Source organism: Tabrizicola sp. (genome assembly GCF_031377265.1).
Classification (GTDB): Bacteria; Pseudomonadota; Alphaproteobacteria; order Rhodobacterales; family Rhodobacteraceae; genus JAUYQR01.
Genome location: NZ_JANMET010000330.1, coordinates 1 through 7,497, shown reverse-complemented (window position 1 = coordinate 7,497; position 7,497 = coordinate 1). Strand labels below are relative to the sequence as shown.

Sequence of the window (7,497 nt, the reverse complement as noted above, 5' to 3'; positions counted from 1 at the left end):
TCTGAACGCCGTGGCCCTGCGCACCGCGCCGCCAAGGTCGTCGACCACAAGGTCCGAAGCCCCGCAGCCTCTGTCGAAACCCACCCCTCCGCCGCCCGAGGCGGAAGACACGCGCAGCCCGATGCAAAAGCTGCTCGACCGGTTCCGATGAACCCGCCTGCCACAGCGGGCCGCGTCCGCGCTGCCTTCCGCGCGCAGGCCGCGTCCTGTGGCCAGATGGGTTCGCCCTTTCTTCAAGCTCTGCTGGGTGGCCTCGCCGAAAGGCTCACCCCCGACAGCCTTATCAGCGCGCAGGTACTGGGCTGGGCGGGCGACCCGACCGGCAGCGCCGACGCGTTGGCGCTGCGTCTGGCAGGCGGGCTGCACGCACTTGTGTTGACCGGCGACGACCCTGATCTCGCCTCCGCCTTTGCCAAGGCAGGGGCCGGACAAGCGGCCAGGCAAACCTCGCTTGCGCCCGGTGAGGCCGCAGCCCTGACCGATGCGGCCCTCGCAGCCCTGCCCCGCAATGCCGCGTTCCTCGGCCGCTGGCTGCTGAGCGCGCCGCAGACCAATGAGGTGCGCCGTTCTGCCGCCCTGATCGCCGCCGGGCGCTGGCTCAGCGCCCGCCATGGACTGCCGCTGGTCTTGTCAGAGCTTGGCGCCAGCGCCGGTCTGAACCTGCTGTGGGACAGCTACGCGCTGGCGATCGGGACCCACCGCTTCGGCCCCGCCGATCCGACGCTGACGCTGACCCCCGCTTGGGACGGGCCGCTGCCACCCACCACCGCGCCCCATATCCGCGACCGCGCCGGCGTTGACCTGAACCCGCTTGACCCGGTGACCGACCGGCTGCGCCTGTTGGCCTACCTCTGGCCCGATCAGCCAGACCGGCTGACTCGTACCAACCAAGCCCTTGATCTTGCATCCATCTTGCGCCCCGAGATCACCCGTGGCGACGCCATAGATTGGCTTGAGACGCGCTTGCAGACCCGTCACCCCGGCGCGGTCCACACCATCTTTCACACCGTCGCCTGGCAATACTTTCCGGCCCAGCTGCGCGCGCGCGGCCAAGCCATGATCGAGGCGGCGGGCGCAAAGGCCACGCCCGATGCCCCCATCGCCCATCTGTCGATGGAGGCTGATGACGCGCCCGCGGGCACAGGCGCCGCCCTCACCTTGCACCTGTGGCCGGGGGGCGAGGTCATCCCCCTGGCCCGCGTCGATTTTCACGGCCGCTGGCTGCGCTGGTCCGCCCCGTCACCCTGACCAGCCAGTGCCGCCCCGCGTGACATCAGCCCGCTCAGCGCCCTGGACACCAGCGCCGTGACCCCCGGCTTTTCCTGCGCCACAAACGGCATCGGGCGGCAGATTTCCATCGCGGCGACACCAACCCGCGCCGTCAGCGCCCCGTTCACCACGCCCTCGCCAAACCGGCGCGACAGTTTTGACAGCACCCCGCCCCCTGCAACCGATCCGATCAGATCGTCGGTCAACGCCACCGCTCCAGTGGCCACCAGCGAGGTAAACACCTTGCGCAGCAGGCGCAGGCTGCCAAAGCTGCCCGACCTGCCGCCATAGATCTCGGCGATCCGCCGGATCATCCGCAGATTGGCGAACAGTGCCGTCGCCACATCGGCAAGTGCCAGCGGCACCAGAGCCGTCACCAGCGCCACCTGCCGCGCCGCCGTCTCGACCACCGCCCGCGCCTGTGCATCCAACGGCGTCAGCACCTCCGCTTCGGCCAGCGTCAGCAGCGCGTCGGCGTCCAGCACCTCGCCCTGCCGTTCGGCCAGCCGCGCCCGGCCCCAGGCAGTATCGCCCCGCGCTGCATAAAGCCGCGTCAGCGATGCCACCACCGCCCGCGCGCCCGCCAGATCGCCGTCCATCCGCGCCGCAACCGCCCGCGCCCGCAGCCCATCCAACCGCGCCAATCGCGCAAACGCCGCCCATTCTTTCAGCGCCAGCACTAAGGCAACCGCCACTGCCACGGCGACCAGCCCGAAGGCAATCCAGCCCAACACCGTATTGCGCGCAAAAAGCCCGGTCACGAAATCCCATGCCGCCACGCTCAGCACAAAGGTGAACAGCGTGCCAAACGCCCAGGTGGCAAAGCGCCACAAGCCCGAAGGTTGCCGCACCATCAGCGCCGCCGCCGCCTGCATCGCCGCGCCTTCGGGCAGCATGTCGGGCACCGGCGGGGCGGCGCCCGGATCGGCCTCGTCCTCGCTCTCCTGTACGAATGGTTTGGCGGCTCTGCTCACAAGCGGTCTCCGATCAGAAACTCCACCGCCCTGTCAAGGCGGATGTGCGGCGGCCCTTCACCGGGCTTCAGGGTCAGGCGGGCAGGCGCGAAACTCATCAACCCGAACTCCGCGTCCAGCCAAGCCTCCGCCCCCTCTCGTGCGGGTGACAACAGCCGTGCCGGGTCTGACGGTAGCAGCCCCGGATACATCGCCGCCTGCTTGCCAGTGGCCAGCAGCCGCCCGCGCACGCAGGGCAGGCTTTCGCCATCGCGCTGCACCACTTCCTCCACCGTGGCGCGCAAACTGGCCAGCGACAGCGCCCCCGTCCGCGCCCCGGCGAAATCTGCCCGCGACTTTGCCTCCGCCAACAGCGCCGCGGTAATCGCGGTCAGCGCCGGGTGCTGCTCATGGTGCAGATGATCGGCCTTGGTGGCGGCAAACAAGATCCGCTCCACCCGCCGCCCGCCCAAGAGCCCCGTCAACCAGCCATTGCGGCCGGGGCGAAACGCGCCCAGAACCTCGGCCATCGTGCGGCGCAGGTCTTCCACCGCGCGCGGGCCCTGATGAATGGCCCCCAGCACATCCATCAGCACGATCTGCCGGTCGATCTTCGCGAAATGGTCGCGGAAGAACGGCCGCACCACCCGCGACTTGTACGCCTCGAACCGCCGGTCCATTTCGCGCCACAGGCTGCCGCGCCCGGTGGTCGCCGGTCGTGGCAACGGCGCGAAGGTCAGCACCGGCGACCCCGCCAGATCGCCCGGCAGCAGAAACCGCCCCGGCGTGCAGTCTACCCGCCCCAGATCGCGCGCGACGGCCAGATAGGCGGTGAACGCCCCGGCCAGCGCCCGCGCGCGGCCCTCGTCCAGCCGCAGCGACCCATCTTCGGCCCGCGCCTGCGCCACATACTCTGCTGCCTCCGCCCGCTTGGCCAGACGCGCCAGAGTTGCCTCTGACCACGCATCATAGCTTTGGTCCAGCAGCCCCAGATCCAGCAGCCACTCGCCGGGATAATCGACGATATCCACATGCACCACGCGCGGCCCGCCAAAACTGGCGAAGAACCCTGCAGGGCGCACCCGGAACGACAGCCGCAGTTCCGATATCGCCCGGGTCGACGCCGGCCAGCGCGGATCATCCCCGGTCAGCGCGGCCAGATGCCCCTCATAGTCAAAGCGCGGCAAGGTCACATCCGGCTGCGGTTGCAGATAGACCGCCTCGATCCGGCCCTGCGCTTCGGCCTTTAGTTGCGGCATCCGGCCCCGCGCCAGCAGGTTGGCCACCATGCCGGTGATGAACACGGTCTTGCCTGCACGGCTCAGGCCGGTGACGCCGACGCGCACCACGGGTTCAAAGAAGCTCTCTGAAACTGAGGCCATGGCCCCTTCGATGCCCCGCGAAATGCCGTCGGTGATGCCGAAAAGCGCCAAGCCGTGATCCTTTACTTGCTGCGTCAAGATAAGCACGCCCGTCCGGCAACGGTAGGGGAAAACTCCGCGTCCTGCGGTTTACAGACCTCCGCGCATTCGCTAGGTCACAGCCATGCCGCGCTATGCCTTGCAGATTGAATACAACGGGGTGCCGTTCAACGGCTGGCAGCGTCAGCCGGGTGGGCAACCGACCGTGCAGGGCGCGGTGGAAGCAGCGCTGTCACGCCTGCAGCCGGGCGATCATACCGCCGCCGCCGCCGGGCGCACCGATGCCGGCGTGCATGCCATCCGTCAGGTGGCGCATGTCGACCTTGCCCGCAACTGGGTGCCATTCCGTCTGTCCGAGGCGCTGAATGCGCATCTGCGCCCCGCCCCGATTGCCATCACCGCTTGCGCCCGCGTGGCCGATGACTTTCACGCCCGTTTCTCGGCGACAGGTCGGCACTACCTGTTCCGCGTGATCGCCCGGCGCGCGCCTGCCACGCATGACCGCGATCTGGTCTGGCAAGTGCTCAGCCCGCTCGATCTGGACGCGATGCGCGAGGCGGCTGCGCATCTGATCGGGCACCATGATTTCACCACCTTCCGGTCGGTCCTGTGCCAGGCGAAAAGTCCGGTCAAGACGCTGGATGACATCACCATCACTGAAAGCCCTTATCCCGGCGGTACCGAATACCGTTTCACCCTGCGCGCCCGCAGCTTTCTGCACAATCAGGTACGCTCGATCGTAGGGTCGCTGGAACGCGTCGGCCATGGGGTCTGGCCGCCCGCCCAGATGGCCACGGCGCTTGCCGCGTGCAATCGCGCCGCTTGCGGGCCCGTCGCCCCGCCGCAAGGGCTTTACCTGACTGGCGTCACCTACCCAGCCGATCCGTTCGCCTGACCCGGACCGCCGTTTGCCAGCAACCGCCGCATCTCGGCGCGCAGGTCGCCGGGATCAAACGGCTTGGAGATGAACCCATCTGCCCCCAGCGCCAGACCCTTGCGCCGCTCGGCCGCCGATCCGCGCGCCGTCATCATCAGCACCTTTACACCCGCTAGCGACGGATCCTCGCGGATGCCGCGGCAGATGTCATAGCCCGAAACCTCGGGCAGCATCACGTCCAGCAGTACCAGGTCCGGGTGCGTCTTGCGGATGCGCGCCAAGGCATCGGCCCCGCTGGCCACCCGGTCATGCACAAAGCCCTCGCGCGTGATCAGATAATCCAGCGCGACGGCGATGTTGTCGTCATCCTCGACCACAAGCACCCGGCTTTTGCGGCGGATACCATCACCCATCGCACCCGTCCGCGCCCTGACGAAGGCTTGTGCAATGCGCCCCGATCGTGGATGAAGATCGCTGAGGAGATGCCCTGATGATCGATCTTGTCTTGTCGCAACTTGCCAATCCGTTCCGCATCGGCCTTCTGGTCGCGCTGGTCTTCACCATGCGCAAGACCGAGGCCGCGACCGGCCGCATCATCCCGCTGATTGCCGGTGTGGTGTTCGTGGCGGTGATCCTGCCCTCGACCCTGCCAGACCCGACCGGCAGCTTGACCGAGCAGATCCTTGCGGGCCTGGTGTCGAACGCGATCATCCTTGCTGTCGTGCTTGCGGGCTGGGCACTGGCCACACGACTGCGGCGCTGACCGCATTCCTGCCTTGGGGCGCAGCTTTGCGCAACCATGCCACCCGCCCGTTTTCCCCGTGTCCGGCCAAACCCAGATCGAATTTCTGGGCTTGGCGGGGCACAGTCTGAACCCGTCACAGTCTGCACCCGTCCATCAATGAAAAGAAACGGGCCGGGACCATGTAGGCCCCGGCCCGGCTGTCACTTTTACTTCGCGTCGTCGGCAAAGATGTCTTTCTTGTGCGTGCCGCCCGGCACGAACAATGTCCCGATGACCACCGTCGTCAGCGCAATCACGATCGCATACCAGAGGCCCGCATAGATGTTGCCGGTCTGGGCGGAAATCGCGAAGGCGGTGGCAGGCATCAGCCCCCCGAACCAACCGTTGCCGATGTGGTACGGCAGCGACAGGCCGGAATAGCGGATGCGCGTCGGGAACAGTTCCACCAGCATTGCCGCGATCGGGCCATAGACCATCGTCACCAGGATGATGAGGTAGGTCAGGGTGGCAATGATCGTCAGTTTCTGCGCGGTGAAGATGTCGATGAAGGTCTGCGCCACGGCAACGGTCGTGTTGTCCTTGGCCACCAGCGGATAGCCCGCCGCCTTCAGCGCGTCGTTCAGGCTTTTCTCGAACGCACCCTTCACACCGCTTTCAGTTGCAACCACGGCTGCAGCTGCGTCGTAGTTGGCCAGAACATCGGCCGGAACCGCCGCACGCGCGGCGTCCAGTGCCGCCTGTGCCGCGGGCACCGCCGCGTTGGCTGCATCAAGGGCTGCTTGCGCCGCCGTCTTTGCCGCCTCGTCGGTGCCAGCCGCCGCTGCCTTCAAAGCGGTGTCGGCCTTTCCAACGGCAGTGTTTGCCGCTTTCAGACCGGTTTCCGCCCCGGACAGCGCCGTCACCGCAGCCGCATCAATCCCGGCTTTCACCTCGTCCAGTGCTGCTTTGGCCGCAGTGATCGCCGCAGTGTTGGCACCTGCGTCATATGACGCAATCGCCGTCTCGCCGACCTTGACCTCGGCAACCGTCGCATCAGCCGCAAACACGGTCTCATAGTTGACCGAGGTGCGGGCAAGCTGTGCCTTGGCCACGTCGCAGGAGTTGGTGAACTTCGCCGTACCGGTCGGGTTGAACTGAAACGAGCAGTCGGCCTCGTTCGCCGTCACCGTGACCGGGGTCTGGTGTGCCGCATAGAGCGCGGGGTTCGCGGTCTGGGTCAGGAAGTTGAACACCGGCAGAAAGCTGATCGCCCCAAGCAGGCAACCGACCAGGATGATCGGCTTGCGGCCGATCCGGTCGGACAGGGCGCCAAAGAACAGGAACCCGCCGGTGCCAAGGATCAGCGACCATGCCACCATCACGTTGGCGGTAAAGCTGTCGACCTTGATCACGTTTTGCAGGAAGAACAGCGCGTAGAACTGCCCGGTGTACCAGACCACCGCCTGCCCCGCGACCAGACCGAACAGCGCGATGATCGCGAATTTGCCGTTCTTCCAGTTGCCGAAGGCTTCGCGCAGCGGCGCCTTGGACCCTGCACCCTCTTCCTTCATCTTCTTGAAGGCCGGGCTTTCGTTCATCTGCAGGCGGATATACAGCGAAATTCCCAGCAGAAGGATCGACATCAGGAACGGAATCCGCCACCCCCAAGCGTTGAACGCCTTGATCATCTGCGGTGTGCCATCGGCATTCATCACTGCCGCACCCGCCGCATCCAGAACCGCCTGTTCAGGATATGCGCCGTTCACATAGCCCTGAACCGACAGGATCACGATCAGCGACAAGAGCAGACCCAGCGTCGCCGTGGTCTGGATGAACGCGGTGAAATAGCCGCGCTGGTTGGCCGGCGCGTGTTCGGCCACATAGATTGCCGCCCCGCCATATTCGCCACCCAAGGCCAGACCCTGTGCCATCCGCAGAATGATCAGGATGATCGGTGCTGCGGCACCCCAGGCATTGTAGTTGGGCAGCAGGCCGACAAGGAACGTCGACACGCCCATGATCAGGATCGTCATCAGGAAGGTGTATTTGCGGCCGATCAGGTCGCCCAGCATGCCGAACACCAGCGCGCCGAACGGACGCACGATAAAACCTGCAGCAAACGCCAGCAGCGCAAAGACGTTGCGCGTGGCTTCGGGAAAGGCGGTAAAGAACTGCGCCCCGATGATCGCGGCAAGCGAACCATAGAGGTAGAAGTCATACCACTCGAAGATCGTCCCGGCCGAGGAAGCAAGA

7 protein-coding genes are annotated in these 7,497 nt (G+C 66.5%); 3 read left to right on the top strand and 4 right to left on the bottom strand.

Going from position 1 to position 7,497, the window contains the following annotated elements:
- The first annotated feature begins 147 nt into the window (after positions 1-147).
- On the top strand, positions 148-1,248 hold the full coding sequence (locus RMO18_RS17820; RefSeq protein WP_309667727.1) for a DUF2332 family protein: 1,101 nt from the start codon (positions 148-150) through the stop codon (positions 1,246-1,248).
- Here the strand turns inward: RMO18_RS17820 and RMO18_RS17815 are convergent.
- On the bottom strand, positions 1,209-2,243 hold the full coding sequence (locus RMO18_RS17815) for a TIGR01620 family protein (RefSeq protein WP_309667726.1): 1,035 nt from the start codon (positions 2,241-2,243) through the stop codon (positions 1,209-1,211). The two genes, RMO18_RS17820 and RMO18_RS17815, sit on opposite strands and share 40 nt — an antisense overlap.
- Positions 2,240-3,604 carry a YcjX family protein gene (locus RMO18_RS17810; RefSeq protein WP_309667728.1) on the bottom strand — a complete coding sequence of 455 codons (1,365 nt, stop codon included), beginning with the start codon at positions 3,602-3,604 and terminating at the stop codon, positions 2,240-2,242. The genes RMO18_RS17815 and RMO18_RS17810 overlap by 4 nt, the downstream gene beginning before the upstream one ends.
- Positions 3,605-3,767: 163 nt before the next feature.
- Between RMO18_RS17810 and truA the strand changes: the two genes are divergently transcribed.
- Entirely contained in the window at positions 3,768-4,538 is a 771-nt protein-coding gene (gene truA, locus RMO18_RS17805) for a tRNA pseudouridine(38-40) synthase TruA (RefSeq protein ID WP_309667724.1), read from the top strand.
- On the opposite strand, the gene RMO18_RS17800 is transcribed toward truA, so the two are convergent.
- Positions 4,514-4,933, bottom strand: coding sequence for a response regulator (locus RMO18_RS17800; protein WP_309667722.1), 420 nt, complete (start codon positions 4,931-4,933; stop codon positions 4,514-4,516). The genes truA and RMO18_RS17800 overlap by 25 nt on opposite strands.
- Before the next feature lie 77 nt (positions 4,934-5,010).
- Between RMO18_RS17800 and RMO18_RS17795 the strand changes: the two genes are divergently transcribed.
- A complete protein-coding gene (locus RMO18_RS17795; RefSeq protein WP_309667720.1) occupies positions 5,011-5,283 on the top strand; it encodes a hypothetical protein in 273 nt (90 codons plus the stop codon).
- 188 nt (positions 5,284-5,471) lie between these two features.
- On the opposite strand, the gene RMO18_RS17790 is transcribed toward RMO18_RS17795, so the two are convergent.
- The coding region (locus RMO18_RS17790) for an MFS transporter (RefSeq protein ID WP_309667718.1) at positions 5,472-7,497 on the bottom strand (2,026 nt) is incomplete at its 5' end.